This window comes from Asaia sp. W19 (assembly GCF_003994335.1).
In the GTDB taxonomy this organism is placed as follows: Bacteria; Pseudomonadota; Alphaproteobacteria; order Acetobacterales; family Acetobacteraceae; genus Asaia.
This window is the reverse complement of the sequence record NZ_PNQZ01000149.1, coordinates 1-1,717: the sequence shown is the minus strand read 5'-3', so window position 1 is coordinate 1,717 and position 1,717 is coordinate 1. Positions and strand designations below refer to the sequence as shown.

At 61.4% G+C, this 1,717-nt stretch carries 1 protein-coding gene; it reads left to right on the top strand.

From position 1 onward, the window contains the following. Positions 1–255: 255 nt before the first annotated feature. Positions 256–1,717 (top strand): outer membrane beta-barrel protein (locus tag C0V97_RS17485; protein WP_233582255.1); only part of this gene is annotated, 1,462 nt, incomplete at its 3' end.

The window sequence follows — 1,717 nt, the reverse complement described above, 5'->3', positions numbered from 1 at the left end:
TCAACAGGCTGATACTCGAATCCGTAAAGGAATGGAGGTCGAAAGTCTCGATGAAGCGCATCGGAGATCCAGTCTTGGCTGGTTGGCTGGCCCGGCCTGTCTAGTCGGTTTTCCCTCCTGCGCCCACCCGCCCGGTAGGGATTTTCCGACTGAATCTCCACGATCGGCAATATTATATCACGTGATCGTGAGCGCCAAACGGGTCCAAGGTGGCGCGTCCGTGTTGCGGGTGTGTCAGGGAGGGAGACTCACAGGATGTATCGGCGCATCCGGCGTTTTCAGAACGCGCGACCGCGCCACGCTGTCGCACGCCTGTTCAGCAGCGCCATGATCGTATTGCCGTTATGGCTCTGGCCGTATTCCCCGGCAGCGCAAGCAATCACAGCGGTTCCGCTCCGTCCAGCAGTGCTCTCTCACGCTTCGTCCTCCACGGCGATGTCGTTTTCAGGCGCGCGGCCCCCATTGGCCTCGTCGTCTGATGCAGCCACGCGGCGCCATACCGACACAGCCCCGATCCAGATCAAGGAGCGCGGGCGTGCAACGTCCCTGAGTCACAGACAGAGCATCCGTGTGCCGCCGCCACGCCGGTCGCGAGCGCCGCACGATGGCGGCTACTGGGAGGGGATCGAGGCGCACATGACGGTAGAAGGCGGCATAGCGGGTAATCCCTGGACGCGTTCAGCCCGTAATTTTGGCCAGTTCTATCTGGACCGGGCCAATACGCTCACCCTCGATCAGATTCTGGGCACCGTTTCTCACGCCATGACCGATATCGGCGCCGGGTATCGTCTGGGTTTTGTAGCGGAGGCCATGTACGGGTCCGACTCCCGTTTCGATGTCACGATCGGCATGGGTGATCGTGCCCTGAGCGGAATGTATCAATGGGCTCCCACACAGGCGCATATTGATCTGCACACGCCCTGGCTGTTTGGCCGTGGGATCGATTTCCAGATCGGGCAATCCTACGGGTTGATGGGTACAGAGGGAACGGCTGCTCTCTCCCGCCCATTCTACAGCTTCAATTACAGCTCGGATTTCATCGTCCCGTTCCAGACGGTCGGGGTGATCGCAACGGCCCATATCGGGCCCCGTCTCGATGGTATCCTGGGGGTGGATGCGGGGAATTCGACCACTTTTGGCCAGAGCAGCAACAACAATCGGCCTAAAGGCTATCTGGGCGTTTCTTTCACCCATCTTCTCGGGGATCGTCTCGACGGGCACCTGATCGGGCGCGCAGGGCCGCAGGGGCATGACGGCGATTCGCGTCTCTCGCCTGAGGGTTGGGTCAGTGCCGGGATCGGCGAAGCGGCAGCGCACAGGATGCAGGTCAATGCGGATCTTCTGCTGGCCTATCATCCGAGCAAGACCCTGTCCGTTACCTTCGGCAGCACCTGGCTGCATGATGAGGTGCCCGATGACGATGCATGGGGCAGCACGGCCTATCTGGCCTGGGACGTGACGCCAGCCCTGCGACTGAATCTCCGGGCGGAGGTTTTTCGCGACAATACCGGGGTGCTTATCGCGGCCTATCCGGGCACGACGTCATTCGGCAAGCAATTACGCAACCAGCCCTATCCCTTCTACGCCGCGCCACCCACGACCTATGGGGACCTGACCCTTGGGCTGCGCTACGAACCGGGTTTGCACAATCGCCACAGGCCGCTCGGGCGGGTGGTTCTGCGTCCCGAGATACGCGTCGATCAGAGCCTGAACGGCA